Genomic DNA, 25,123 nt, shown 5'->3' with positions numbered 1-25,123 from the left:
GGACGATAAAGGCCGGTATTATAGCCACCCGACCCTCCCAGCCCGTTACGCCAGGAACCTGTCAAATTATGTCGCCGAATAAACCCGAGATCGTCATCACCTATTGCACCCAGTGCCAGTGGCTGTTGCGCGCCGCATGGTTGGCCCAGGAACTGTTGAGTACCTTTGCCGACGACCTGGGCAAAGTGGCGCTGGAACCGGCTACCGGCGGCGCTTTTCGCATCACCTGCGACGGTGTGCAGATCTGGGAGCGCAAGGCTGACGGCGGCTTTCCGGAGGCCAAGGTGCTCAAGCAGCGCGTGCGCGACCAGATCGACCCGCAGCGCGACCTGGGGCACAACGATCGCAAGGCGTGAAGGTCACCGCCGCACAGGGGCGGTGACCGGGCGATGTGCCCCTACTTGGCGGCCATCTTGCTCTTGATGAAACCGACGACCCACGTCAGCACCAGGCCGCCGACGCCACCGCCGACGATGTTGCTGCCGACCGTCGCCACATCCATGGCTTCGCCGCCGGATGTGCCCGTCAGCGCCGAGACGAGCTGGCCCAGCACCAGGCCGCCGACACCGCCGAGGAAGGTATTGAGCCCGGTGCCCAGGCTCTGCTTGGTCATCCCCGCCAGATTACCGCCGACGGCACCGCTGATGATCTGAACCAGCAAGCTGATAACTGTTTCCATGATGCAACTCCTGCATAGCGTTAATGGCGTGACCACTCGCTTGCAGCACCGTTAAACACCCTGGCTGTCGTCGAGAAGTCTTTATCCGTCGACGACGACACACTGTTGCGGATGGGCAGAGTATAGATCAGGCCGTTGCAGCCGGCTGTTTGGCCTGGCTGGCGCTGCCCAGCAGGCCGGAAAGCACGATGGCGACGATGATCAGCGCGCCGCCCAGCAGCATGCGCAAGGTCGGGGTTTCGGCAAACAGCAGCCAGGCGACGGTGATGCCGTAGACCGGTTCCATGGCGAACACCACCGAGGCGGTGCGGGCCTTGATCACCGCGAGGCTGGCGACAAACAGGCTGTGGGCCAGGCCGGTACAGAACACACCGAGCAGGCCGATCCACAGCCAGTCGAGCGCGCGCACATCCGCCAGCCCCGGCGCCGCCACGGGCAGCAGGCACAGCGCGACCACCACGTTCTGGCACAGCGCCGCCTGTACCGCTGGAACCCGCCCGGAGCTGGCGCGGTTATTCAGTGACAGCAGGGAGAACAGCAACCCCGAGGCGATGCCCCAGAGCAGGCCGCCCGTGGCTTGGCTGGCGAGGTTGAAGTCCGGTGTCACCAGCACCAGGCCCACCGTGACCAGAGCCACCAGCAGCACTTCGTTGGCGCGGATGCGCTCGCGGAAGATCAAGCCTTCGAGGATCACGGTAAACGCCGGGAACGCGGTAAACCCCAGGGTGGCGACGGCCACGCCGGCGACCTTGACCGCGATGAAGAACGTGACCCAGTGCGCCGCCAGCAATACACCGCTGGTCAGCAGCCGGCGCCAGTCGCGCATCTGCAGCTGTTTCCACGGCGCATTGCTGGCGAACCGCGCAAAGATCGCCAGGGCAATCACCGCAAACGCGGCACGGCCGAACACGATGATGGCCGGCGAGGCGGCCGCCAGTTTGCCGAATACGCCGGTGAGGCCAAACATCAATGCGCCGATATGCAGGGCGCCGAGGGCTGAGCGGGGAGTCATTGCGATCCTTGAACCAACGGGGTGACAGGCGCGCAGTCTAGAGGCTGGGGGCGTGAGTGTCTGTCGCCCGACTGGCGATTTTTAGCGCAGGACTCGCTATTTTGTGGTGCGCCGCAGCGCGCTGGGCGCGGCGCCGAATTCGCGCAGCATCGCTGCGGCAAACGCGCTTTGCGAGGCATAGCCGACGCGCTCGGCAATTTCGCCGATGGGCAACGGCGTTTCCCTTAACAGGCCCAAGGCCTTATGCAGGCGGCGACTGCGGATGAAGTCCATGGGCGTCTGCCCGCACTCGGCGATGAAACGGGCATGCAGGCGCGCCACCGACAGGTCGGCGAGGCGTGCCAGGTCCGCGACTTGCAGAGGGTGGGCGGCGTGCCGTTCGATATGTGCATTGAACGCGGCGTAGGGCAGGCGGCGGCCCGGCACGCTGGGGGCCAGCGGATGATTGAGGCTGGCCAGCAGCAGTACCGCGCCTTGCTGGACGATCAGCGGGTCGTCCACCGGGCTGTGCGCCAGCCATTGCACCAACTGGCTTTGCCGCGAATCCAGGGCCAGGCGCGCCGGTTGGTCGAGCAGGCGGCGGCTGGCATCGGCATGCTCGCCCAACGATTGCAGCACCCAGTGTTCGGTGGGCACGTCCAGCACCAGGCATCGGCTGCCATCGCGACTGCCGCAGGTGTGGTGGGCCGAGAAGGGCAACACCATCACGCTGCTCTCGCGGACCTGGCTGCCGCGCCCCTCCACTTCAAGGTCCAGGTGCCCGGACAGGCCGAAGACCAACTGCGCATGGTCATGGCTGTGGGCAATGGGTGCTTCGATGTAGTGGCGTAGCGTGAGGGACGCTCTCATCGCGGTCTCCTGGGCAGCAGGTTGCCAGTCTACAACGCTTCGCCGTCGGCAGGCGCTGTCATCAGACTGACGCACAGCTGTCATGGGCTATTAATCGCCAGGGCGCAAGCTCGCGAAAACACCGTCGAGGGATGCCCATGACCCGTGCCGAATTCGCTACACCCAGCCGCAAGCAACGGGTTCGTACCCTGTGGATTTCCGATGTACATCTGGGCACTCGGGATTGTCAGGCCGAACACTTGGCGCAATTCCTCAAGGGCTACCACGCCGACAAGGTGTACCTGGTGGGCGATATCATCGACGGCTGGAAGCTGCGCGGCGGCATGTATTGGCCCCAGGCCCATACCAACGTGATCCGCCGCCTGTTGACCATGGCCAAGCGCGGCACCGAGGTGATCTATGTCACCGGCAACCACGACGAGTTCCTGCGTCGCTACTCCAAGCTGATCCTGGGCAACATCCAGTTGGTGGACGAAGCCATCCATGTCACCGCCGATGGCCGCCACCTCCTGGTGATCCACGGCGACCAGTTCGATGTGATCACGCGTTATCACCGCTGGCTGGCGTTCCTCGGCGACTCGGCCTACGAGTTCACCCTGACGTTGAACCGTTGGTTGAATCACTGGCGTGCGCGGTATGGCTACGGTTACTGGTCGCTGTCGGCGTATCTGAAGCACAAGGTGAAGACGGCGGTGAGCTTTATCAGCGATTTCGAAGAAGCCATCGCCCATGAAGTGACCCGGCGCGAATTGCATGGGGTGGTGTGCGGGCATATTCACCATGCGGAGATTCGCAAGGTGGGCGAGGTGGATTACCTCAACTGCGGGGATTGGGTGGAGTCGTGCTCGGCGTTGATCGAGCACTGGGATGGGCATATCGAGTTGTATCGATTGGCGGATGCGCAGGCCAAAGAGGCGCTGCTGAAATCGGAGATGGTCGCGGGTTAAGGCCTTGCTCGGCCCAACAAGTGGGAGCGGGCTTGCTCGCGATCGTGCAGTGTCAGTCACTGCATTTGGCGACTGATCCATTGCTATCGGGAGCAAGTCCCCTCCCACATTGGGTTTTGCATTTTATTCGGTTAAGTGTGCGAAACGTCTGCAATGGCTTGCGCCAGCAGCGTCAATCGCGTCGCATCGATCCCCGCGACGTTGGCCCGCCCCGAACTGACCATATACACGCTGTGTTTCTCGCGCAGTTGCTTGACCTGTTCGGCGCTCAAGCCGGTATAGGAAAACATCCCACGTTGTGCGCCGATATGTGCAAAGCGTTCGGCCAGCCCGTGTGGCGCGAGCGCCTCCACGAGCCCGGCGCGTAACTGTGCGATGCGCGAGCGCATGGCTTCGACTTCGTCGCTCCACTGTGCCTTCAGCTTGGCATCGCCGAGGATCGTCGCGACGACTGCCGCGCCGTGATCCGGCGGAGTCGACCACAGGTTGCGCGCGATATTCGCCAACTGGCTGCGCACATCCGTCAGCTTTTCGGCATCCGCCGCACACACGATCAGCGCGCCGACGCGGTCGCTATACAGGCCGAAGTTCTTCGAGCAGGAGCTGGTGATCAACACTTCCGGCAGCTCGCTCGCGAACAGGCGCACCGCCCAGGCATCCTGCTCCAGGCCGTCGCCAAAGCCCTGGTAGGCGAAGTCGATCAGCGGCAGCAGGTGGCGCTCGCGCACGATCTGCAGGACCTGGCGCCAGTCAGCCTGGGACAGGTCGAAACCGGTCGGGTTATGGCAGCAGGCGTGCAGCAGCACCACGTCGCCCTCGGGCACCGTGGACAAGGTCGCCAGCATCGCGCTCACATCCAGGTGATTGTCCGCGCCGACGTAAGGGTAGTGACTGACCTTGATCCCGGCCTTGGCGAAGATGCTTTCGTGGATCGGCCAGGTCGGGTTGCTCAGCCATACGCCGCGGCCGGGCAGGCTGTGGGCGATAAAGTCGGCGCTCAGGCGCAGGGCGCCGGTGCCGCCTGGAGTCTGGGTCGCACCGGCACGGTGTGCGCGCAGCAGCGTGGACTCGGCGCCGAGCACCAGTTCGCTGATCAATCTGCCGAACGCAGCGTCGCCGTGGCCGCCAATGTAGGTCTTGGTGGTTTGCTGCTCCACCAGGCGCTGCTCGGCGAGTTTCACGGAAGGGAGGATCGGTGTCAGCCCCTGGTCGTCCTTGTACACGCCCACGCCGAGGTCGAACTTGTTCGGGTTGGCATCCTGGGCATACAGGTCCATCAGCCCGAGGATCGGGTCGCCGGGCACGCGGCCAATCGCATCGAAGTGCATTATTTGCGGCCCTCGGCATCCTTGGCCACTTCGTCGGTGCGCGCGGCCATGATGAAGTCGTTGCGGTGCAGGCCTTTGATGGAGTGGCTCCACCAGGTCACCGTGACCTTGCCCCACTCGGTGAGCAGGCCTGGGTGGTGACCTTCGGCTTCGGAGATGGCGCCCATGGCGTTGGTAAAGGCCAGGGCGAACTTGAAGTTCTTGAACAGGAAAACCTTTTCCAGTTGCATGACGCCATCGCGGACTTCGATGTTCCAGTCGGGGATCTGCTTGAGCAGCACCGGCAGTTCTTCATCGCTGACTTGCGGGGCATCGGCGCGGCAGGCTTCGCAGTGGGCTTGGTTCAAGGTGGTCATGTGGGGTGTCCTGAATTCGAGTGTCTGGAAAACGGTCGTCAGTGGCGTCACCCTAAAGCAACGCGGGGCCAGGGAACAGATTCACCTGGTATCAAAACCTACGGTTCACGCCGCTTTGGGTTTGGGTGGGAACTTCGGTGCGTGCAGACCCAACTGCATGCCGCGCTCGACCATGCCCATGATGTCTTCCTGGGCGACATCGAACAGGCGCTTGAGCTCGGGCAAGACAAAATATAGCGGTTGCAGGATGTCGATGCGATACGGTGTACGCATTGCCTCCAGCGGGTCGAAGGCCTGGTGCTCGGGTTCGGACGACAGGCTGTACACCGTTTCCTTGGGCGACGACAAAATACCGCCACCGTAGATGCGCCGGCCTGCGGGCGTATCCACCAGGCCAAACTCGATGGTCATCCAGTACAGGCGCGCCAGGTACACGCGCTGCTCTTTGGTGGCCGCGAGGCCGAGCTTGCCGTAGGTGTGGGTGAATTCGGCGAACCAGGGATTGGTCAGCAGCGGGCAGTGGCCGAAGATCTCGTGGAAAATATCCGGCTCTTGCAGGTAGTCCAGTTCTTCGCGGGTGCGAATAAAAGTCGCCACCGGAAACTGCTTGTTGGCGAGTAATTCAAAGAACGTCTGGAAGGGGATCAGCGCCGGCACGCGGGCGACTTGCCAGCCGGTGGTCTCGGCCAGCACCGTGTTGATTTCGCTCAGTTGCGGGATGCGGTCCAGGGGCAGGCCGAGCTTGTCGATGCCGTCCAGGTATTCCTGGCAGGCCCGGCCCTCGATCACCTTCAACTGGCGTGTGATCAGGGTGTTCCACACCGCGTGTTCTTCCGGCGGGTAGTGGATAAAACCTTGCGCATCGGGCTCGCGGGCCACGTAGTGCGTCTGCTTCATACGGCTCTCCTGCTAGGCATTCGTTCTTGTTATGTCCTGCGATGTACGTATTGATAACCCGATTGGGGCGAGATTTCAGCGGCCTGCGCAAGGGTGCTGTAGGAAAGTTTACCGATATTCGTAAAGTATTCGTTACGGATTGGCCGTTCATTGATGCGTCGGGCTGTGAAAAGACGGCTGACTGTCACATAATCTTGACGACTATCTGCGCCCAGCGACAAAAAGACGCGGCGCCTACCCTTCTTCGGGCCTTTTCATGCGTATCAAAGTGCATTGCCAGAACCGCATCGGCATCCTGCGGGACATTCTCAACCTGTTGGTGGAGTACGGCGTCAACGTCGCCAAGGGCGAGGTCGGCGGTGAGCATGGCAATGCCATTTACCTGTTCTGTCCGAATCTGGTGAACATGCAATTCCAGGCCTTGCGCCCGCAGTTCGAGGCGATTGCCGGGGTGTTTGGCGTAAAGCGTGTGGGGCTCATGCCCAGCGAACGTCGGCACATGGAACTCAATGCATTGCTCGGGGCCCTGGAGTTTCCGGTGCTGTCCATCGACATGGGGGGCTCGATCGTTGCCGCTAACCGCGCGGCCGCGCAGTTGCTCGGGGTGCGGGTGGACGAGGTGCCGGGCATTCCGCTGTCGCGCTACGCCGAGGATTTCGACTTGCCGGAACTGGTGCGCGCGAGCAAATCGCGGATCAATGGCCTGCGGGTCAAGGTCAAGGGTGACGTATTCCTGGCGGACATCGCGCCGCTGCAATCCGCCGAACACGACGACAGCGAAGCCATGGCCGGCGCAGTGTTGACCCTGCACCGTGCCGACCGCGTCGGTGAGCGCATCTACAATGTGCGCAAGCAGGAGCTGCGTGGCTTCGACAGCATCTTCCAGAGTTCCAAGGTCATGGCTGCCGTGGTCCGTGAGGCCCGACGCATGGCGCCGCTGGATGCGCCGCTACTAATAGAAGGCGAAACCGGCACCGGCAAGGAGCTGCTTGCCCGCGCCTGTCACTTGGCCAGCCCTCGTGGCCAATCGCCGTTGATGGCGCTCAATTGTGCCGGCTTGCCGGAGTCGATGGCCGAGACCGAGCTGTTCGGCTACGGCCCCGGCGCTTTTGAGGGGGCACGGGCCGAGGGCAAGCTGGGGCTGCTGGAGCTGACGGCGGGCGGTACGCTATTTCTTGATGGCGTCGGGGAAATGAGCGCGCGCCTGCAGGTGAAGTTGCTGCGGTTCCTGCAGGACGGTGGCTTTCGCCGAGTCGGCAGCGATGAAGAGGTGTACCTGGATGTGCGGGTGATCTGCGCAACCCAGGTGGACCTCTCGGAACTCTGCGCGCGGGGCGAATTCCGTCAGGACCTTTATCACCGCCTGAACGTGCTGTCGCTGCATATCCCGCCGCTGCGCGAATGCCTCGATGGCCTGGCGCCGCTGGTGGAACACTTCCTCGATCAAGCCAGCCGGCAGATCGGCTGCCCGTTGCCCAAACTGGCTTCGGCGGCCATGGAGCGGCTCAGCCATTACCACTGGCCGGGCAATGTACGGCAACTGGAAAACGTCCTGTTCCAGGCGGTGTCGCTGTGTGAGGGCGGGACGGTCAAGGCTGAACACATTCGTCTGCCGGACTATGGCGTGCGTCAGCCGCTTGGCGATTTCTCTCTGGAGGGCGGCCTGGAAGCCATCGTCGGCCGGTTTGAAAAGGCCGTGCTGGAAAGTCTGTATGCCGAACATCCCAGCAGTCGGCAGTTGGGCAAGCGCTTGGGCGTTTCCCATACAACGATTGCCAACAAGTTGCGGGATTATGGTTTGGGCAAAGAGGGCAAAACCCCTGAACACGCTGCTCGATAGACGCCATGTCCAGGGTTTTTCTGCGAGGGGTGACACGGCGGCGTCAATACATCGCGTAGCTTGGATCTTGATGGATGAGCACGGTGTCATCTGTTTTTTTCTCAACCCAGGCCATGTAAGGCGCTTCATTGGGTGGGGGGGGAAAGAGTGTGGTCAGTGCGTAGTCTTTATGGTTCTGCAGTTTTTCAAGGCTCTGATTGATCTCTGGGGGAAGGCGCCCGTACTTTCCGGATCTCAGTTCGTTGGCAGAAACCCCTTCGTTGTTATAGGTGGGTATAAGCATTGATAAGTCGATATGTTCAAGCAACGCTGAGCCATTGGGCGGAAATACCGTTCCCTCTGTAGAACTTTCGATTTCAATGGGGCTGCCGCCGTTTTCAGGGAACCATGCCAATGATCCGCTCATTGAGTCATTCTCCTCTTTAACACGGGAGACCAATTGGTAGTTTTGGTTCTTATCCAGTTTTTCCAGTTCCCTGAGTGCGCTGTGCGATAACGCTCCAAACTTGCCGCTGCGTACATCGTTGGCGGACACGCCCAGGCCGGTCTCGATGGTCCTGCCGGGGATGTTGTCCAGCAGCTCCAGGAACGCCGAGGTCGTCGGGTCTAGGTCGCAACAGGGCGGCAGTGTCCCGGCATCGTATTCCCCAGCTCGGCTTTCCCAGTATTCTTTATTGTTAGGATTCAGCTCCGGGTGTATCTCCAACTCGCGCCGTTGTTCGGGTGATAGGCTGCTTAATGGCTCGAACCGGTCTAGAATTTCGTTATAAGAAAATTGTTTTTGCCAAGTTGTCGTCATGTGCGTATGGGGTGCATTATCAATACCAGGCATTTCAGTATCCTTGGAAAATAATAAGTTGATAAGGTGCGAATGATCGGAAAGTAGTCGTGACCGCTTTGCGTCGCACCGAAGTTACGGGTGCTGTATTTGAACGCCAAGTGGGTTTTGATCAGTAAATGTAAAAAGCTATCGGACTATTCTTGTTTGGAGTTGGCTTTGTCGGGGTTTTATAAAAAACAAGCCAGCTACATATGTACTCACGCATTTACGGGGCCGTCAGGCATATGGTTTTTTTGGCGCTTGTAATGGTCGGACAACAAAACCTCGGCCCCATCGTTTTGAGGTGACCAACGGGGAGGCAAGTGCCCAGTGGCTTGCCAAGTGTTTCAGCGGTTCGGCGTGCTCCGCGCTCCACCCATGCGTAGCGCTTGAGCGCCGGGAAAAGCCTGCGGGACACCAACCGTTGCCGTCTGCGGCATAACTCCGCCGTTTTTTCGACTCCGCCTGGGCCTGCCTTTTTTCACGCCTTGCCGCAAACCCTTGCCCCGCTTGGGCTTTCTGCACTTTTTGAAAGTTGGTTCGCAAATTGCTTAAGCCTCATCAGTACAGCGGTGGGCGGCAAACGTCCGTCAGAAAGAGGATAGAGCGTGGACAAGTACCTTTACGTGGCAATGACCGGCGCCAGCCAGAATGCTCTGGCGCAGAAGGCCCATGCCAACAATCTGGCGAACATTTCCACCAACGGCTTCCAGCGTGACCTTGAGCAGGCGCGCTCGATGCCGGTGTTCGGTGACAGCTTTCCGGCGCGGGCGTTTGCCATGACCGAGCGGCCTGCCACCGACTTCTCTCCGGGTGCCATGATCGAAACCGGTCGTGACCTCGATGTGGCGGTCAGTGGTGACGGTTGGATGGCCGTGCAAACCCCCGATGGCGGCGAAGCCTACGTGCGCAGCGCCAGCATGAATGTGGATGCGCTCGGCGTGCTGCGGGCCGGCAATGGCATGCCGATCATGGGCAACGGTGGTCCGATCGCCGTGCCGCCGCAGCAGAAGATCGAAGTAGGCGCCGACGGCACCGTCAGCATCCGCGCAATGGGTGAAGGCCCGCGGGTGATGGCTGAAGTGGACCGGATCAAGCTGGTCCAGCCCGATCTCAAGAACATGACCAAAGGCCTGGACGGCACCATCCACACCAAGGACGGCCAGCCGGCCCAGGCCGACGCGAACGTCAAGCTGACCTCGGGGTTCCTGCAGGCGAGCAACGTCAATGCGGTGGAAGAAATGACCGCGGTGCTGGCGCTTTCCAAGCAGTTCGAGCTGCACATCAAGATGATGAACAGCGCTAAAGAAGACGACCAGGCCATGACCCGCGTTCTGGCGATGAGCTGATAGCGGTTTCACTGAATACTAATTTTGCGGCGCAGCGCCAACAAACAGGCGCACGAAGGAGAACAGCATGCTTCCGGCTCTATGGGTTGCCAAAACAGGTCTGTCCGCCCAGGACACCAACCTGACCACCATCTCCAACAACCTGGCGAACGTTTCGACCACGGGCTTCAAGCGTGATCGCGCCGAGTTCCAGGACTTGCTCTATCAGATCAAGCGCCAGCCAGGCGCCCAGTCGACCCAGGACAGCGAACTGCCGTCGGGCCTGCAATTGGGTACCGGTGTGAAGATCGTCGGCACCCAGAAGAACTTCACGGCCGGTAACCTGCAGCAAACCGGTCAGCCTCTGGATATGGCGATCAACGGCAAAGGGTTCTTCCAGATCCTGCAACCAGACGGGACGACGTCCTACTCTCGTGATGGTTCTTTCCACTTGGACTCCAACGGCCAGATCGTCACGTCCAACGGTTTCTCCCTGGAACCGGCCATTATCGTGCCGGCCAATGCCCAGACCTTCACCGTCGGCAACGATGGCACCGTGTCCATCACCGTGGCGGGCAACCCGGCGTCGCAAGTGATCGGCAACCTGCAAACCGCCGACTTCATCAACCCGGCCGGCCTGCAAGCCATCGGCGGCAACCTGTTCCTGGAAACCGCCTCCAGTGGCGCGCCGCAAATCGGCACCCCGGGCTTGAACGGCTTCGGCACCACGCTGCAAAGCACCCTGGAAACCTCCAACGTCAGCACAGTGGAAGAGATGGTCAACATGATCACCACTCAGCGTGCCTACGAGATGAACTCCAAGGTGATTTCCACCGCCGACCAGATGCTTTCGTTCGTTACGCAGAATCTGTAATCAAGTCTATGGGGCGCTCCTGAGGGCGCCTGCAACACCGTGAGGTTAGGGTCATGAATCGCTATGTTTCCGTTCTGGCATTGAGTGGGATTGCCGTGCTCGCGGGCTGTGTCGCCCCGACGCCAAAACCCAATGACCCGTACTACGCGCCGGTGTTGCCACGCACACCGCTGCCGGCGGCGGCCAATAACGGCTCGATCTACCAGGCCGGTTTCGAACAGAACCTGTACAGCGACCGCAAGGCGTTCCGGGTCGGTGACATCATCACCATCACCCTCAACGAGAAGACCACGGCCAGCAAGAACGCCAACTCGCAGGTGGGCAAGACCAGCAAGACCGGTATTGGCCTGACCTCGTTGTTTGGTGCCGTGCCGAACACCAACAACCCCTTGGGCAGCGGTGACTTGAGCTTGAGCGCAGGCTACAGCGGTGACCGCGCCACCAACGGCAAGAGCTCCTCTGGACAGAACAACAGCCTGACCGGTTCGATCACCGTGACGGTGGCCGATGTATTGCCCAACGGCATCATCGCCGTGCGCGGTGAGAAGTGGATGACCCTCAACAGTGGTGACGAGCTGGTACGCATCGCCGGCATGGTCCGTGCCGATGACATTGCCACCGACAACACGGTGCCTTCGACGCGTATTGCCGATGCGCGCATTACCTACTCGGGTACGGGTTCGTTTGCTGATGCGAGTCAGCCGGGCTGGTTCGACCGTTTCTTCCTTAGCCCGCTGTTCCCTTTCTAGGTGGCCACTTTGAAATTCAAACAGCTGATGGCGGCGGCACTGTTGCTGTCCCTGAGCGCAGTCGCCCAGGCTGAACGCCTGAAAGACATCGCCAGCATTTCCGGCGTGCGTTCTAACCAGTTGATCGGCTACGGCCTGGTGGTCGGGCTTAACGGTACGGGTGACCAGACCACCCAGACCCCGTTCACCCTGCAGACCTTCAACAACATGCTCTCGCAGTTCGGCATCAAGGTGCCGTCGGGCTCGGGCACCGTGCAGCTGAAAAACGTCGCGGCCGTGTCCATCAGTGCCGACTTGCCGGCGTTCTCCAAGCCGGGTCAGGTGGTGGACATTACCGTGTCGTCCATCGGTAACTCGAAAAGCCTGCGCGGCGGTACCCTGTTGATGACGCCGCTCAAAGGTATCGACGGCAACGTCTACGCCATCGCCCAGGGCAACCTGGTGGTGGGCGGGTTTGACGCTGAAGGCCGCGACGGTTCGAAGATTACGGTGAACGTGCCATCGGCCGGGCGCATCCCTGGCGGCGCCACGGTTGAACGCACCGTGCCCAGTGGCTTCAACCAGGGCAACAGCCTGACCCTGAACCTCAACCGTTCCGACTTCACCACCGCCAAGCGTGTGGTCGACAAGATCAACGACATGCTCGGCCCTGGCGTGGCCCAGGCTATCGACGGTGGCTCGGTCCGGGTCACCGCGCCGCTGGACCCAAGCCAGCGCGTGGATTACCTGTCGATCCTGGAAAACCTCGAGGTCGACCCCGGCCAGGCAGTGGCCAAAGTCATTATCAACTCGCGCACCGGCACTATCGTGATCGGCCAGAACGTCAAAGTGTCGCCGGCCGCGGTGACCCACGGCAGCCTGACCGTGACCATTACCGAAGACCCGATCGTCAGCCAGCCTGGGCCGTTGTCCAATGGCCAGACCGCCGTGGTACCGCGCTCGCGGGTGAACGCCCAGCAAGAAGCCAAGCCAATGTTCAAGTTCGGCCCCGGCACCACCCTGGACGAGATTGTCCGCGCGGTGAACCAAGTGGGCGCGGCGCCCGGCGACTTGATGGCGATCCTCGAAGCATTGAAACAGGCCGGCGCCTTGCAAGCCGACCTGATTGTGATCTGAGGCCATGGCCATGGATATGCGCAACAGCGGGATCAGCAGCACGGCGGACTCGGGGTCTTATTCCGACCTGAACCGGCTTAACCAGCTCAAGGTCGGCGCCGACAAGAACAGCGACGGCAACATGCGCAAAGTGGCGCAGGAGTTCGAGTCGCTGTTCCTCAGCGAGATGCTCAAGTCGATGCGCTCGGCCACCGACGCCCTGGGCAAGGACAATCCGCTGAACACTCCGGCCGCCAAGCAGTACCAGGAAATGTACGACCAGCAGTTGGCTGTCTCGATGTCCCGCGAAGGCGGGGGTATCGGCCTGGCCGACGTGCTGATGCGTCAGATGCAGAAGAACAAGCCGGTGGACGCCCAGGCGGCCACCTTGCAGGGCCCGGCGGCGGCTGAGCCGGTGAAGAAAGTCGACGTACCGACGGAAATCGCCGCCGGCACCCAGGCGGCCGGGCCGCTGGGCCGCTCCAATGGCCAGCGCCCACTGTGGGCCTACCGCGTGGCAGTCCCCGAAGGCGCCAGCGCTCACACCAACGACGTGGCTCTGATGAACCAGCGCCGTCTCGCCTTGCCGAGCAAACTGACCGATCGACTGCTCGCCGGCATCGTGCCGAGCGCGCCGGTCGCGATCGATGCCAATCGCGCGCCACTGCGTAACAGCGTCGCCGATGACAACGTGATCAACAGCAGCGCACGCAGTTTTGCCGTGCCCAGCGGCCGCATGCAGGTCTACGGCCGCGCCGTGGCCCAGCCGCCGTTGGCGCCGGCGAAGAAAGCCTTCAGTTCCCAGGACGAATTTGTCGCCACCATGTTGCCGATGGCCAAGGCTGCCGCGGCGCGTATTGGTGTCGATCCGAAGTACCTGGTGGCCCAGGCCGCCCTGGAAACCGGTTGGGGCAAGTCGGTGATGCGCGCCGACGACGGCAGCAGCAGCCACAACCTGTTCGGTATCAAGGCCGGCCAGAGCTGGCAGGGCGGCCAGGCCCGCGCGATCACCAGCGAGTTTCGCGATGGCGCGATGGTCAAGGAAACGGCGCAGTTCCGTTCCTACGATTCCTACCAGGACAGCTTCCATGACCTGGTGACGTTGTTGCAAAGCAATGATCGCTATAAAGAAGTTGTGAAGTCAGCCGACAACCCGGAACAGTTTGTGCGCGAGTTGCAAAAAGCCGGGTATGCCACCGATCCGGACTACGCCAGCAAGATTTCGCAGATCGCAAAAACGATGAACAGTTACCAGAACTACGCTGTCGCGGGCGCGACCACTCATTTATAAGGTCTGAACCATGAGTTTGCTCAATATCGGGATGTCGGGGCTCAACGCCGCTCAAGGATCGTTGTCGGTCTTAAGTAACAACATCGCCAACGCCAATACCGCAGGCTACTCGCGTCAGCAGACCACTCAGAACGCCAGCGCTTCGAACCAGTACGGCGGTGTGTTCATCGGCAGTGGCACGACGTTGGCGGATGTGCGGCGGGTCTATAACGAATTCCTGGACGCGGCCTACCAGAACAGCACGTCGCTCAACAGCGATGCCAAGGCTTATGCCGGTCAGGTCAGCGCTGTCGACAAGACCTTATCGGACAAGACCACCGGTATGTCCTCGGTACTCAGTGCTTTCTTCTCCGCGGTGCAGACCGCGGCCGCCAACCCCAGTGACACGTCCGCCCGGCAGGTGCTGTTGACCAGCGCGCAGACCCTGAGCAACCGGTTCAACTCGATCTCCTCCCAGTTGAACCAGCAGAAAGAGTCGATCAACGGCCAGTTGAGCACCATGAGTGATCAGGTCAATCAGTTGACCTCCTCGATTGCCTCGCTCAACAAGCAGATCAGTCAGGTCCAGGGCTCGACCAACACCGCGCCGGCCAATCTGCTGGATGCGCGTAATGAGGCCGTGCGCTCGCTCAATGAGCTGGTAGGGGTGACCACCAGTGAAAAGAACGGTGTGTTCAGTGTCAGCACCGGCTCGGGCCAGTCCCTGGTGCTGGGCGACCAGTCCAACAGCATTTCCGCCGTGCCGAGCAAGAGCGACACTAGCCAGTACACCATTGAGATGAACGCGGGCGGCGGGACCTCTATGGACCTGGGCAACGTGCTGTCCGGCGGCAGCATCGGCGGGTTGCTGCGTTATCGCAGTGATGCACTGATGCCGGCGATCAACGATCTGGGGCGTATCGCCCTGGCGACGGCCGATACGGTCAACAATCAGTTGGGCCAAGGCCTGGACCTGAATGGCGACTTCGGCACCTCGCTGTTCAAGGACATCAACAGCGCGACAGCGATTGCCCAGCGCAGCCAGGGCGCCGTGGGTAACAGCAGTGCCGGCAACCTGAATGTGAGCATCGCCGATACCAGCAAGCTGTCGACCTATGACTATAAGGTCACCTTCAGCAGCGCCAACAATTACACCGTGGTGCGTTCCGACGGCAAGGCCATGGGCGCGTTCGACGTCACCACCACGCCGCCGCCGGTGATCGATGGGTTCACCTTGGCGTTGGATGGCAAGGGGGCGATGGCGGCGGGCGATAGCTTCAAGGTCAGCCCCACCGCGACTGGCGCCACCCATATCGGCACCGATATGACGGACTCCAATAAAATCGCGTTTGCCGGGCCTTTACTGGGCGAAAGCAGTAAAACCAATCAGGGGACTGGCACTTTCACACCACCGAGCCTGACGCTGCCGATCGACATTCATGGCGGCGCGACTACCGCTCAACTGCGCGCCGGGATTGAACACTCAATGCCGGTGAAGATGGTCTTCGGCAAGCCGGCAGCCGACGGTACCCAGGCCTACACGCTCAACGATGCTCAGGGCAACTCGATAGGCAGCGGCACGATTGTGCCGGGCCAGGGTAACAAGATCACCGTCAACGTACCGATGCGCGATGCCAGTGGTGCGCTCGTCGTACCGGCCGCGAGCTTCGGTTTCGATACGACCGTCGGCGGCTCGCCGACCGATGGCGACAGCACCACGTTCTCGTTCAATGCCTCCGGCAGGTCGGACAACCGCAATGCCCAGGAACTGCTCAATCTGCAGACCAAGGCCTCGGTCGGTCTGGCCGATGGCAGCGGGGGCGGGGTGAGCCTGGTCGCGGCCAACAGCCGCCTGGTGTCCACCGTGGGGGCCAAGGCCGCCTCGGCCACTACTGACACCACGGCCACTGGCGCGTTGTTGACGGCCAACAAAAACGCACGCAACTCGGTGTCCCAGGTCAACCTGGATGAAGAGGCGGGCGACATGATCAAGTTCCAGCAGTACTACACCGCGTCGTCGCAGATCATCAAGGCTGCGCAAGAAACCTTCACTACGCTGATCAATAGTCTTTAAGGGAGTCTGGGGCGATGCGAATTTCTACACAGCAGTATTTCGAAACCAGTTCCGCCAAGTATTCGGATAACTATTCCAGTGTGGTGAAGGCCCAGGATCAGGCCAGTTCCGGTGTGCGTGTGCAAACCGCCGCGGATGATCCGGTGGCGGCCGCCCGTTTGTTGTTGTTGCAACAGCAGAAAGACATGCTGGGTCAGTTCAATGGCAATATCACCAGCCTGAAAAACTCCCTGACCAACGAAGAAAGCGTGCTCAGCTCGATCAACGACGCCTTGCAGCGCGCCACTCAGTTGGCCCTGCGTGCCGGCGGCTCGATCAGCGATGCCGATCGCCGCTCGATTGCCAGTGAAGTCGGGGCGATCGAGGATCAGGTCCTGGGCATGCTCAACAGCAAGGATTCTTCCGGCAACTACCTGTTTTCCGGTTCCAAGACCCAGACCCCGCCCTACAGCCGCAACAATGACGGCACTTACAGTTATCAAGGCGATGAAACGCCGCTGACCCTGCAAGTCTCCAATACGTTGAAGATCAGCGCCGGTGATACTGGCAAGACCATTCTGGAGGGCGCCGCCAACACCAGTCGCACCCAGGCCACATGGCTTGCCCCTGTGCCTCAGACGGTGCCGCCGACGGTCAATGACAACAAGGTTGCGCTGTCGGCCGGCTTGGTGACTTCAAGCGCCGACTACTCCAACAAGTTCGCCGACGGCCAGCCGTACAAGCTGACCTTTACCAGCAGCACCCAATACAAGGTGTCCGATAAGAACGGCACTGACGTGACCTCGGAGATTGCGGGTAACGGCACCTTCGATGCCACCAAGGAAGGCAGCACCAGCGTGGCACTGCGTGGGGTGAAGTTCGACATCACCATGGGCCTCGGGGATGTTGCCCCGGGCGCCAACTCCGATGCGCTGGTCAAGGATCGCTCGTTCAGCCTGGAAGCCAAGCCGGATACGTTCAGTATCTCGCGCACGCCAAGCAACACGTCCACTGCGCAATTGAACGGGGCCACCGTGTCCAACCAGACGGACTATGCCAGCACGTTCCCGAGCAACAGCGGGGCGCTGATCAAGTTCACCAGCGCGACCGCCTACGAGGTGTACGCCCAGCCCTACACGGCCGCTAGCAAAACCATTGCCACCGGTGATACCGGTGGCGGTACGACCTTGACGGCGGCCGGGGTGACGTTTGACATCAGCGGCGGTACGCCACAAGCGGGCGATCAGTTTTCCGTCGGTGCCAATACCCAGAAAACGCAGAATGCGCTGGACACCCTCGGCCAATTGCGCAAGGCGCTGGAGCTGCCGGCCGACGGTAATCCGGCGGCGACGGTCAAGCTCAAGGACGTGCTGGATGCCTCCATCAGCAACTTGGCCAACTCAATGTCCCAGATCACTAACGTGCGCGGTGATATCGGTGCGCGGGGGAACGCCCTGGATATTCAGTCCGGCGAAAACACCAGCATCGGTCTGGCCAACACCAGCACCATGAGTGACCTGGCTAACGTCGACATGGGAGAGGCGGCGATCAATCTGACGCTGCAGCAGACCATGTTGCAGGCTTCACAACTGGCCTTCGTTAAAATTTCCCAGTTGAGCCTGTTCAGCAAAATGTGATTTCAGCGTGACAACACCGCGGCCCGCTCTGGAAACAGGGTGGGCCGTTGTCGTTTTTACGGCTCAATTGTTCAAAGGTTTTGCACAAACCGCACAAAATTGAGTGACCTGTGAGTCATAAAGCGCATCTTCACTGTATCGTATGAAAAGGATAAGTCGTCACAGGGTCCTTGCTGGGCGGCTTTCAGCGAAATTGTCATGGGGTTATCCCCTTTATTGTCAGCACTCCAGGCGTCGTCCGAGGGGTGTTCTCCAGCTATTTAGTATTGGGAAGCCACAATGATTGGCATAAAAAGCATCGCCAGTTACGTGCCGGCCGACGGGATCGATAATTACGCCCAGGGTGCCAAATTCGCCAAGGATGAAGAGTTCATCATTGGCAAGATCGGGTCGGCATTCCTGCCGCGCAAGGAAGCTGGGCAGGAGACCTCCGACCTGTGTGTCGAAGCGGTCAATGCATTGTTTGCCAACAACCCGCAGTTGAAGCGTGAGTCCATCGACGCGCTGATCGTCGTCACCCAGAACGGCGACGAAGAGGGCTTGCCCCACACCGCCGCCATCGTCCAGGACAAGCTCGGCCTGCCGACTCACGTCGCCGCCTTTGACCTTTCCCTGGGTTGCTCCGGCTACGTCTATGGCATCTACGCGATGAAGGGCTTCATGGAGGCCACCGGCCTGAAGAACGGCCTGCTGATCACCGCCGATCCGTATTCGAAGATCGTCGACCCGGAAGACCGCAACACCACCATGCTGTTCGGCGATGCCGCCACTGCGACCTGGATGGGTGAAGATGCCTCGTGGTTGCTCGGCAAGGCCAAGTTCGGCACCGACGGCTCCGGCGCACCGCACTTGAAAGTCAGCGACGGCGTGTTCTTCATGAATGGCCGCCAGGTGTTCAACTTCGCCTTGCTCAAAGTGCCGGCGCACTTGCATGCGCTGCTCGATGAGTCGGACCTCAAGGCCGACGACATCGATGCCTTCTGCATTCACCAGGGCAGTGCGGCGATCGTCGACGCCGTGGCGCGGCGTTTCGAAGATGCGCCAGTGGACAAGTTCATCAAGGACATGGTCGAGACCGGCAACACCGTGTCGTCGAGCATTCCGTTGCTGCTGGAAAAGCACGCGCTGGACTCCACCTGGAAACGCGTGGCAATCAGCGGATTTGGTGTGGGCCTTTCCTGGGGCTCGGCGATTCTCTATCGTCCGTGATGCTTAAATAGGTTGCACGCGCTTCAAGCATGAAGACGCCGATGATCGAACGATCATCGGCGTTTTTTATTTGGCGCCAGAAAAACCAATGAAATCAGGCCTTTTTGCCGGACTAAGCCCTTGAATTACAAGGGGTGGCACGGTGCTAGTAAAAAAAATCAAAAAACTCCTCAAGCAACCGGCTACCACGACGATAACTATTACGTAGGTTCTCTAGGCCACACCCGGCGGTTGCCAGGGCCGGAAGCCGCAGTATCCATCCAACGAGGATTTCGTCATGGCTTTAACAGTAAACACCAACATTGCTTCCATCACTACCCAGGGCAACCTGAACAAAGCTGGCAGCTCCCTGGCCACTTCCATGCAGCGCCTGTCTTCCGGCCTGCGTATCAACAGCGCTAAAGACGACGCTGCCGGCTTGGGTATTGCTACCCGCATGACTAGCCAAATCAACGGCCTGGGTCAAGCAGTCAAGAACGCCAACGATGGTATCTCCATCGCGCAAACCGCTGAAGGCGCAATGCAGGCTTCGACCGACATTCTGCAAAAAATGCGTACCCTGGCTCTGTCTTCGGCTACTGGCTCCCTGAGCACCGACGACCGTAAGTCGAACAACGACGAATACCAGGCTCTGACTTCGGAACTGACCCGTATCTCGCAAACCACCACTTTCGGCGGCCAGAAACTGCTGGACGGTTCGTACGGTACCAAAGCTATCCAAGTTGGCGCCAACGCTAACGAAACCATCAACGTAAGCCTGGACAACGTTGCTGCCAACAACATCGGTTCGCAGCAGATCAAAAGCCTGGGCATCACGCCTGGTGCTGGTGTAGCTGGTGGCGCAATCGCTGTGACTGGTAACGGTCAGACTACCAGCGTAACCGTAGCTGCCGCTGCTTCCGCTAAAACCATCGCTGCCCAGCTCAATGGCGCCATCGGTGGCCTGAGCGCTACCGCCAGCACTGAAGCTCAGTTCGTTGTCGGCGCTGCTGCTGCAACTACTCCGGCTTCGTTCACCATGACCGTTGGCGGCCAAGCCACCACGTTCGTCGGCGTGAGGGATACCGCCAGCCTGGCTGACCAACTGAAATCGAACTCCGCCAAACTGGGTATCAGCGTTAACTACGATGAATCCAAAGGCACCCTGTCGATTAAATCCGATACCGGTGAAAACCTGGCCTTCAGTGCTTCGACCGATGCCGGTTCCATCACTGTTGCCACTAAAGACGGTTCCGGTACCTACGGTACTGCCGCTGCCTTGGCTGACGGCATCATCGCTACCGGTGCTGTGAACATGAACTCCTCCAAGGGCTACTCCCTGGAAGGTGCTGGTGTGACCGGTGTCTTCGGTGCCGCGACTTCCGCTGCCTCGGCCAAGACCTCCGTATCGCAGACCGACGTGACTGACGCCACCAAGGCTCAGAACGCTGTGTCCGTGATCGACCAGGCTATCGCTACCATCTCCAGCTCCCGTTCGGGCCTGGGTGCTGTTCAGAACCGTCTGACCAGCACTGTGGATAACCTGACCAACATCCAGAAAAACACTACATCTGCCCGTAGTACTGTTCAGGACGTCGACTTCGCTTCCGAAGCCGCTGAACTGACCAAGCAGCAAACCCTGCAGTCGGCTTCCACCGCGATCCTGTCGCAGGCTAACCAACTGCCATCCGCTGTACTGAAGCTGCTTCAGTAATCACGGCGCAGGGTAAATGATGGGGGGCGCGTTTACGTGCCCTTTCGTCTTTTCCAATCAGAGGAGATTGGGCATGGACATGAATGTAAAACTGAACTTGTCTTATCCGCCACAGGCCCCTCAAGGACCCGTGGCACCTGTGGTTGCTGACAAAGACAAGACTAAGGTTGAGCCGGCCGCGCCAACCACGGACAAGCCCCAAAAGGGCGATCTGGAAAAAGCGGTCACCGATATTAAAGAATTCGTACAAGCGGCCCAGCGTAATCTGGATTTTTCCATTGATGATTCCACCCATAGGGTTGTGGTCAAGGTCATTGCCACCGACACCGGTGAAGTGATCCGCCAGATTCCCTCGGAAACGGCCTTGAAGTTGGCGCAAAGTTTGTCCAGCGCCAGTCACGTATTGTTTGACGACAAGGCTTGAGCTGGCATGAAAATTGTTGCTGTTACGGCTTGAAGTGTTCTTCGTCAAGATAACGGCAGCCACCGTAAAGGAGAAAGATGATGGCGGGTACAACGATTACTGGCGTGGGGTCGGGCTTCGACACCCAGGCAATTGTGAAATCCCTGGTGGATGCCGAGCGAGCGCCGAAACAGGCGCAGATCAACACCCAATCGCAAAAGGCAACTACCCAGCTGTCGTCGATCGGCAAGATCCAGGCAGCCCTGGACGCCTTTCGTGGTGCGCTGACCAGCATGGGCACCGATAACAGCTTCAGTGGTTTGACCGGCACGTCTTCGGATGAAAAAGTCGCCACCATGACGGCCAACCAGGGGGCGTCGAACGGCAGCTTTTCGCTGATCGTCAACCAGTTGGCGAAGCCTTCGAAGTTGTCGACCACCAGTTTTGCCGGTGGCCAGTCGACGGTCGTCAACAGCACCACCAGCGCAAAGACGCTGACCATCTCGCAGTCGGGCAAGAACTTCGATCTGAGTGTGCCGGCGGGCGCAACCCTGCAACAGGTGCGCGACTCGATCAACTCGCAGTTCAGCACCGCAGGCCTGAGTGCCAACATCCTCACCGACTCCAATGGTTCGCGTCTGATCCTGACGTCCACCAAGGGCGGGGTAGGTTCGGACCTGACGATGTCGGGCAATTCCGGGATTGATACCGGCTATACCGTGGTCGACGCGCCTCAGAACGCCAAGTACACCATCGATAACATTCCTGCGGAATCCACCTCCAACAACATCACCGATGCGGTCAGTGGGGTGAGTATCAAATTGCTGTCGCTGTCGCCCACGGTCACGGCCAACGATCCGAATCCAACTCCGCTTCGTACAGCCATGACCATCTCGGTCAGCACCAGCGCCACCGCGCTGAAGTCCGGGGTCAAGGGCTTCGTCGACACCTACAATGCTCTGCTCAAGGCTATGAACGCCGAGACCAAGGTCACCAAGGATGCTGCCGGTAACTCCATCGCCGCAACCCTGACCGGCGACTCGACCATGCGTACCTTGCAGTCGGCGATCCGCAATGAGTTCAACGCACTGTCCGGCAACGGCACCTTGAAGTCCCTGGCGCAGTTCGGCGTCACGACCGACCAGGACACCGGGGCGCTGAGTATCGACAGCAAGCAGTGGGATAAGGCTGTCGCCACCAATGCTGCCGACATCAACAGTATTTTCAGCGGCAAGACCGGCTTGCTGGCGCGCCTGACGGCGGCTACCGATGGCTACGCCAAGGCCTCCACCGGGATTCTGGCGACGCGCACGACGTCGTTGGCCGACAGCCTGAAAGACCTGACCAAGCAACAATCCGATCTGGATGGTCGTCTCACGACGATGCAGGACGCCTTGACCCGCAAGTACACGGCCATGGACACGCTGGTGGCGCAGTTGCGGCAACAGAGCAGCAGCATCCTTGGTACGCTCAGTGCGCTGAGCAACTCCAAAAGCAGCAGCTGATTGAATGTGCGTGAAAAAGCCCGGGTCCATTGACCTGGGCTTTGTTCTTTATAGCGCCGGCGGGTTAAAGTTTTTTGCGATCCAGTCGACATAATGGTTACTGCAACCCATCTAGCTGTTGCCTGTCACGAGGTAGAAACATGAATCCCATGAGAGCCCTTCGCCAATATCAGAAGGTCAATTCCCATGCTCAGATCTCCGAAGCCAGCCCGCATCGCCTGGTGCAAATGCTGATGGAGGGCGGTCTGGACCGTATGGCGCAAGCCAAGGGCGCCCTGGCGCGTGGCGATATCGCTCAGAAGGGCCTGATGCTCGGCAAGGCTTCTGACATCCTCATTGGCCTTCGTGATGGCCTGGATGCGGAAAAAAGCGACAACAAGGAATACGTCCAGCAATTGGACGGTCTATATGTCTATATGACCAACCGTCTGATGGAAGCCAATTTGCACAACGATGTCGACATGATCGACGAAGTCGCTCGTCTGTTGATTACCGTCAAAGAAGGCTGGGATGGCATTGCCGCACCACAAGGTGCCGCACAGTAAGGCCTCGGCCTTGAGGAACTGATCATGAGCCAAGCACTGCAACGCATCGATGAAACCCGCGAAGCCCTGATCGGCGCGCTGGCGGAGCGCAACTGGGAAGCCGTTGGCGAACTGGACCTGGGCTGTCGCGCAGTGATTGATCAGGTACTCAGTGAAGCGCCGGTGGACGAGGACGCCCTGCGGGAAAAGCTGGAGAGCTTGCTGGCGGTGTATCAGCAGTTGCTTGAGGTGACGACCGGTGAGCGCCAAGCGATTTTCGAAGAGATGTCGCAGATCAATCGAGCGGAAAGTGCGTCAAAGGTTTACCATTTGTTCGGCTGAATGGGCTCAGTTAATCCGAACGGTGCGTCATATATTTGACTGTGCCAGCATTTTTGACTTAACTAGTGCTGTTTTCAGATTTCAGACGTCTAGTAAGGTAAGAAATCTTACAAGCGTCTAGATTGCCCTCACTCTGGGGCAGAGCGTTTTACTAGGGAAGTTGCTATTGCATGTGGCGTGAAACCAAAATTCTGCTGATTGATGACGATAGCGTCCGCCGCCGCGATTTAGCGGTGATTTTAAATTTTCTTGGCGAAGAAAATCTGCCCTGCGGTAGCCATGATTGGCAGCAGGCGGTCAGCTCGTTGTCCTCGAGCCGTGAAATCATTTGTGTGCTGATCGGGACGGTAAACGCTCCTGGCGCAGTTCTGGGCTTGTTAAAGACACTGTCAACCTGGGATGAGTTCCTTCCGGTGTTGCTGATGGGCGATATTTCTTCGCTCGACCTGCCGGAAGACCAGCGCCGCCGGGTGTTGTCCGCCCTGGAAATGCCGCCCAGCTACAGCAAATTGCTCGACTCCCTGCACCGCGCCCAGGTCTATCGCGAGATGTACGACCAGGCCCGTGAGCGCGGTCGTCACCGCGAACCCAACCTGTTCCGCAGCCTCGTCGGCACCAGCCGGGCGATCCAGCACGTGCGCCAGATGATGCAGCAAGTGGCCGATACCGACGCCAGTGTGCTGATCCTCGGCGAGTCGGGCACCGGCAAGGAAGTGGTCGCGCGCAACCTGCACTATCACTCCAAGCGCCGCGACGGGCCCTTTGTGCCGGTCAATTGCGGGGCGATCCCGGCAGAGCTGCTCGAAAGCGAATTGTTCGGCCACGAGAAGGGCGCCTTTACCGGGGCGATCACCAGCCGTGCCGGGCGTTTCGAGCTGGCCAACGGCGGCACCCTGTTCCTCGACGAAATCGGCGACATGCCGCTGCCGATGCAGGTCAAGCTGTTGCGCGTGTTGCAGGAGCGCACCTTCGAACGCGTGGGCAGCAACAAGACCCAGAGCGTCGACGTGCGGATCATTGCGGCTACCCACAAGAACCTCGAAAGCATGATCGAGGTCGGCAGCTTCCGCGAAGACCTCTATTACCGCCTCAACGTGTTCCCGATCGAGATGGCCCCGCTGCGTGAGCGCGTGGAAGACATCCCGCTGCTGATGAACGAACTGATCTCGCGCATGGAGCACGAAAAGCGCGGTTCGATTCGCTTCAATTCGGCAGCGATCATGTCCCTGTGCCGTCACGGCTGGCCGGGCAACGTCCGCGAGCTGGCCAACCTGGTGGAGCGCATGGCGATCATGCATCCCTACGGTGTGATCGGCGTGGTCGAGCTGCCGAAGAAATTCCGCTACGTCGACGAAGAAGACGAGCATCTGGTGGACAGCCTGCGCAGCGACATGGAAGAGCGGATCGCCTTCAACGGCCATACCCCGGACTTCGGTGCCAACGCGATGCTGCCGCCGGAAGGCCTGGACCTCAAAGACTACCTCGGCAACCTCGAGCAAGGGCTGATCCAGCAGGCCCTGGACGACGCCAACGGCATCGTCGCCCGTGCGGCCGAGCGCCTGCGTATCCGTCGAACCACCCTGGTGGAAAAGATGCGCAAGTACGGGATGAGCCGCCGAGACGGTGATGAACAGGCAGATGATTGACGCCTGTTTTTCAAGTAACTGAAAAATAAGCGTATTTTTTTTAGGCACGGGTATTGCTACAGCCCTC

24 protein-coding genes are annotated in these 25,123 nt (G+C 60.1%); 17 read left to right on the top strand and 7 right to left on the bottom strand.

The annotated features are described in order from the left end of the window. Positions 1 to 68 precede the first annotated feature (68 nt). Positions 69 to 356, top strand: a complete 288-nt coding sequence (locus tag AC07W0_RS04830) for an Rdx family protein (RefSeq protein WP_017845351.1) — start codon at positions 69 to 71, stop codon at positions 354 to 356. A 41-nt stretch (positions 357 to 397) separates the two neighbouring features. Here AC07W0_RS04830 and AC07W0_RS04825 read toward each other — a convergent pair whose 3' ends face one another. The 3 genes from AC07W0_RS04825 to AC07W0_RS04815 all read right to left on the bottom strand — a co-directional run bounded on the left by AC07W0_RS04825 (position 398) and on the right by AC07W0_RS04815 (position 2,540). Further along, complete coding sequence (locus AC07W0_RS04825) at positions 398 to 679, bottom strand: hypothetical protein (RefSeq protein WP_102618104.1); 282 nt, start codon at positions 677 to 679, stop codon at positions 398 to 400. Between the two features lie 127 nt (positions 680 to 806). Further along, positions 807 to 1,691 (bottom strand): DMT family transporter, encoded by an 885-nt coding sequence (locus AC07W0_RS04820; protein ID WP_102618105.1) that lies wholly within the window; start codon positions 1,689 to 1,691, stop codon positions 807 to 809. Between the two features lie 96 nt (positions 1,692 to 1,787). Further along, positions 1,788 to 2,540 (bottom strand): AraC family transcriptional regulator, encoded by a 753-nt coding sequence (locus AC07W0_RS04815; RefSeq protein ID WP_017845354.1) that lies wholly within the window; start codon positions 2,538 to 2,540, stop codon positions 1,788 to 1,790. Between the two features lie 137 nt (positions 2,541 to 2,677). Between AC07W0_RS04815 and AC07W0_RS04810 the strand changes: the two genes are divergently transcribed. Beyond that, the gene (locus AC07W0_RS04810) at positions 2,678 to 3,487 is read left to right on the top strand and encodes a UDP-2,3-diacylglucosamine diphosphatase (protein ID WP_017845355.1); all 810 of its coding nucleotides are present in this window, start codon (positions 2,678 to 2,680) and stop codon (positions 3,485 to 3,487) included. Between the two features lie 131 nt (positions 3,488 to 3,618). Here AC07W0_RS04810 and AC07W0_RS04805 read toward each other — a convergent pair whose 3' ends face one another. From AC07W0_RS04805 to phhA, 3 genes are all read right to left on the bottom strand, one after another. Continuing rightward, on the bottom strand, positions 3,619 to 4,815 hold the full coding sequence (locus tag AC07W0_RS04805) for an amino acid aminotransferase (RefSeq protein ID WP_017845356.1): 1,197 nt from the start codon (positions 4,813 to 4,815) through the stop codon (positions 3,619 to 3,621). Beyond that, the gene (locus AC07W0_RS04800) at positions 4,815 to 5,171 is read right to left on the bottom strand and encodes a 4a-hydroxytetrahydrobiopterin dehydratase (protein ID WP_017845357.1); all 357 of its coding nucleotides are present in this window, start codon (positions 5,169 to 5,171) and stop codon (positions 4,815 to 4,817) included. Before AC07W0_RS04800 ends, AC07W0_RS04805 begins: the two co-directional genes overlap by 1 nt. 105 nt (positions 5,172 to 5,276) lie before the next feature. After that, positions 5,277 to 6,068 carry a phenylalanine 4-monooxygenase gene (phhA, locus tag AC07W0_RS04795; protein ID WP_046382503.1) on the bottom strand — a complete coding sequence of 264 codons (792 nt, stop codon included), beginning with the start codon at positions 6,066 to 6,068 and terminating at the stop codon, positions 5,277 to 5,279. Between the two features lie 256 nt (positions 6,069 to 6,324). On the opposite strand from phhA, the gene AC07W0_RS04790 reads away from it, so the two are divergent. After that, positions 6,325 to 7,908, top strand: coding sequence for a sigma-54-dependent transcriptional regulator (locus tag AC07W0_RS04790; protein ID WP_102618106.1), 1,584 nt, complete (start codon positions 6,325 to 6,327; stop codon positions 7,906 to 7,908). A 43-nt stretch (positions 7,909 to 7,951) separates the two neighbouring features. Here AC07W0_RS04790 and AC07W0_RS04785 read toward each other — a convergent pair whose 3' ends face one another. Next, on the bottom strand, positions 7,952 to 8,740 hold the full coding sequence (locus tag AC07W0_RS04785; protein ID WP_102618107.1) for a hypothetical protein: 789 nt from the start codon (positions 8,738 to 8,740) through the stop codon (positions 7,952 to 7,954). A 596-nt stretch (positions 8,741 to 9,336) separates the two neighbouring features. Between AC07W0_RS04785 and AC07W0_RS04780 the strand changes: the two genes are divergently transcribed. From AC07W0_RS04780 to AC07W0_RS04715, 14 genes are all read left to right on the top strand, one after another. Further along, complete coding sequence (locus tag AC07W0_RS04780) at positions 9,337 to 10,077, top strand: flagellar basal body rod protein FlgF (RefSeq protein WP_026139820.1); 741 nt, start codon at positions 9,337 to 9,339, stop codon at positions 10,075 to 10,077. Positions 10,078 to 10,144: 67 nt separating this feature from the next. Next, the gene (gene flgG / locus AC07W0_RS04775; RefSeq protein ID WP_017845362.1) at positions 10,145 to 10,930 is read left to right on the top strand and encodes a flagellar basal-body rod protein FlgG; all 786 of its coding nucleotides are present in this window, start codon (positions 10,145 to 10,147) and stop codon (positions 10,928 to 10,930) included. A gap of 53 nt (positions 10,931 to 10,983) precedes the next feature. Then, the gene (gene flgH, locus AC07W0_RS04770; RefSeq protein WP_017845363.1) at positions 10,984 to 11,679 is read left to right on the top strand and encodes a flagellar basal body L-ring protein FlgH; all 696 of its coding nucleotides are present in this window, start codon (positions 10,984 to 10,986) and stop codon (positions 11,677 to 11,679) included. A gap of 27 nt (positions 11,680 to 11,706) precedes the next feature. Further along, entirely contained in the window at positions 11,707 to 12,795 is a 1,089-nt protein-coding gene (locus AC07W0_RS04765) for a flagellar basal body P-ring protein FlgI (protein ID WP_162231513.1), read from the top strand. Between the two features lie 4 nt (positions 12,796 to 12,799). Next, the gene (flgJ, locus tag AC07W0_RS04760) at positions 12,800 to 14,065 is read left to right on the top strand and encodes a flagellar assembly peptidoglycan hydrolase FlgJ (protein ID WP_017845365.1); all 1,266 of its coding nucleotides are present in this window, start codon (positions 12,800 to 12,802) and stop codon (positions 14,063 to 14,065) included. A gap of 10 nt (positions 14,066 to 14,075) precedes the next feature. After that, positions 14,076 to 16,118: a flagellar hook-associated protein FlgK gene (gene flgK / locus AC07W0_RS04755; protein ID WP_102618108.1), complete on the top strand. Its 2,043-nt coding sequence runs from the start codon at positions 14,076 to 14,078 to the stop codon at positions 16,116 to 16,118. 14 nt (positions 16,119 to 16,132) lie between these two features. Continuing rightward, entirely contained in the window at positions 16,133 to 17,734 is a 1,602-nt protein-coding gene (locus AC07W0_RS04750; protein WP_057003861.1) for a flagellar hook-associated protein 3, read from the top strand. A 279-nt stretch (positions 17,735 to 18,013) separates the two neighbouring features. Continuing rightward, the gene (locus AC07W0_RS04745) at positions 18,014 to 18,943 is read left to right on the top strand and encodes a ketoacyl-ACP synthase III (protein WP_017845368.1); all 930 of its coding nucleotides are present in this window, start codon (positions 18,014 to 18,016) and stop codon (positions 18,941 to 18,943) included. A gap of 277 nt (positions 18,944 to 19,220) precedes the next feature. Continuing rightward, positions 19,221 to 20,636, top strand: a complete 1,416-nt coding sequence (locus AC07W0_RS04740; RefSeq protein ID WP_102618109.1) for a flagellin N-terminal helical domain-containing protein — start codon at positions 19,221 to 19,223, stop codon at positions 20,634 to 20,636. A gap of 73 nt (positions 20,637 to 20,709) precedes the next feature. Then, entirely contained in the window at positions 20,710 to 21,060 is a 351-nt protein-coding gene (locus tag AC07W0_RS04735) for a flagellar protein FlaG (protein ID WP_057003864.1), read from the top strand. Positions 21,061 to 21,140: 80 nt separating this feature from the next. After that, on the top strand, positions 21,141 to 22,544 hold the full coding sequence (fliD, locus tag AC07W0_RS04730) for a flagellar filament capping protein FliD (protein WP_102618110.1): 1,404 nt from the start codon (positions 21,141 to 21,143) through the stop codon (positions 22,542 to 22,544). A 140-nt stretch (positions 22,545 to 22,684) separates the two neighbouring features. Further along, a complete protein-coding gene (fliS, locus tag AC07W0_RS04725; protein ID WP_102618111.1) occupies positions 22,685 to 23,089 on the top strand; it encodes a flagellar export chaperone FliS in 405 nt (134 codons plus the stop codon). Positions 23,090 to 23,113: 24 nt separating this feature from the next. Further along, complete coding sequence (gene fliT / locus AC07W0_RS04720; protein WP_057003867.1) at positions 23,114 to 23,410, top strand: flagellar protein FliT; 297 nt, start codon at positions 23,114 to 23,116, stop codon at positions 23,408 to 23,410. A gap of 170 nt (positions 23,411 to 23,580) precedes the next feature. Then, positions 23,581 to 25,056 (top strand): sigma-54 dependent transcriptional regulator, encoded by a 1,476-nt coding sequence (locus AC07W0_RS04715; protein ID WP_017845374.1) that lies wholly within the window; start codon positions 23,581 to 23,583, stop codon positions 25,054 to 25,056. Positions 25,057 to 25,123: the final 67 nt, after the last annotated feature.

This window comes from Pseudomonas sp. GW704-F2, assembly GCF_059423025.1.
The sequence above is the reverse complement of the archived record's forward strand: the minus strand, read 5'-3'. Positions and strand labels throughout refer to the sequence as shown.

Bases quoted from the DNA above. Each gene is read 5' to 3' on its own strand.
- flgJ (WP_017845365.1), top strand. From the start codon at position 12,800: ATGGCCATGGATATGCGCAACAGCGGGATCAGCAGCACGGCGGACTCG.
- AC07W0_RS04750 (WP_057003861.1), top strand. From the start codon at position 16,133: ATGCGAATTTCTACACAGCAGTATTTCGAAACCAGTTCCGCCAAGTAT.
- fliS (WP_102618111.1), top strand. From the start codon at position 22,685: ATGAATCCCATGAGAGCCCTTCGCCAATATCAGAAGGTCAATTCCCAT.
- AC07W0_RS04785 (WP_102618107.1), bottom strand. From the start codon at position 8,740: ATGCCTGGTATTGATAATGCACCCCATACGCACATGACGACAACTTGG.
- AC07W0_RS04825 (WP_102618104.1), bottom strand. From the start codon at position 679: ATGGAAACAGTTATCAGCTTGCTGGTTCAGATCATCAGCGGTGCCGTC.
- flgH (WP_017845363.1), top strand. From the start codon at position 10,984: ATGAATCGCTATGTTTCCGTTCTGGCATTGAGTGGGATTGCCGTGCTC.
- AC07W0_RS04735 (WP_057003864.1), top strand. From the start codon at position 20,710: ATGGACATGAATGTAAAACTGAACTTGTCTTATCCGCCACAGGCCCCT.
- fliD (WP_102618110.1), top strand. From the start codon at position 21,141: ATGGCGGGTACAACGATTACTGGCGTGGGGTCGGGCTTCGACACCCAG.
- AC07W0_RS04740 (WP_102618109.1), top strand. From the start codon at position 19,221: ATGGCTTTAACAGTAAACACCAACATTGCTTCCATCACTACCCAGGGC.
- AC07W0_RS04810 (WP_017845355.1), top strand. From the start codon at position 2,678: ATGACCCGTGCCGAATTCGCTACACCCAGCCGCAAGCAACGGGTTCGT.
- AC07W0_RS04815 (WP_017845354.1), bottom strand. From the start codon at position 2,540: ATGAGAGCGTCCCTCACGCTACGCCACTACATCGAAGCACCCATTGCC.
- AC07W0_RS04805 (WP_017845356.1), bottom strand. From the start codon at position 4,815: ATGCACTTCGATGCGATTGGCCGCGTGCCCGGCGACCCGATCCTCGGG.
- fliT (WP_057003867.1), top strand. From the start codon at position 23,114: ATGAGCCAAGCACTGCAACGCATCGATGAAACCCGCGAAGCCCTGATC.
- AC07W0_RS04745 (WP_017845368.1), top strand. From the start codon at position 18,014: ATGATTGGCATAAAAAGCATCGCCAGTTACGTGCCGGCCGACGGGATC.
- flgG (WP_017845362.1), top strand. From the start codon at position 10,145: ATGCTTCCGGCTCTATGGGTTGCCAAAACAGGTCTGTCCGCCCAGGAC.
- AC07W0_RS04830 (WP_017845351.1), top strand. From the start codon at position 69: ATGTCGCCGAATAAACCCGAGATCGTCATCACCTATTGCACCCAGTGC.
- AC07W0_RS04715 (WP_017845374.1), top strand. From the start codon at position 23,581: ATGTGGCGTGAAACCAAAATTCTGCTGATTGATGACGATAGCGTCCGC.
- AC07W0_RS04790 (WP_102618106.1), top strand. From the start codon at position 6,325: ATGCGTATCAAAGTGCATTGCCAGAACCGCATCGGCATCCTGCGGGAC.
- AC07W0_RS04800 (WP_017845357.1), bottom strand. From the start codon at position 5,171: ATGACCACCTTGAACCAAGCCCACTGCGAAGCCTGCCGCGCCGATGCC.
- flgK (WP_102618108.1), top strand. From the start codon at position 14,076: ATGAGTTTGCTCAATATCGGGATGTCGGGGCTCAACGCCGCTCAAGGA.
- AC07W0_RS04820 (WP_102618105.1), bottom strand. From the start codon at position 1,691: ATGACTCCCCGCTCAGCCCTCGGCGCCCTGCATATCGGCGCATTGATG.
- phhA (WP_046382503.1), bottom strand. From the start codon at position 6,068: ATGAAGCAGACGCACTACGTGGCCCGCGAGCCCGATGCGCAAGGTTTT.
- AC07W0_RS04765 (WP_162231513.1), top strand. From the start codon at position 11,707: ATGGCGGCGGCACTGTTGCTGTCCCTGAGCGCAGTCGCCCAGGCTGAA.